Source organism: Monashia sp. HAY1-5C, from assembly GCF_056755255.1.
On record NZ_JBPGXG010000716.1, the window covers coordinates 1 to 239 of the forward strand.

The 239-nt window shown below is 60.7% G+C and carries 1 protein-coding gene; it reads right to left on the reverse strand.

The features are described from left to right. Window positions 1-14: 14 nt before the first annotated feature. The coding region (locus ACR9ZK_RS23305; RefSeq protein WP_481344285.1) for a TonB-dependent receptor domain-containing protein at window positions 15-239 on the reverse strand (225 nt) is incomplete at its 5' end.

Sequence of the window (239 nt, forward strand, 5' to 3'; positions counted from 1 at the left end):
ATGCAGCATCATGACTAGAACTTGACGTTGGCCGACAGGGTGGCCGAGCGGCCCGGACCCACGCCCGCGTAGTGCGGCGACGAGACCTTGTCGAAGTACAGCTTGTCGGTCAGGTTCTGCACGTTCAGCTGCAGGCTCACGTCCTTGTTCAGCGCGTAGCTGGCCATCGCGTCGAAGCGGGTATAGCCCGGCGCCCACTTGTTGTTGTTGACGTTCGCGTACACCATGGACATCGAGTT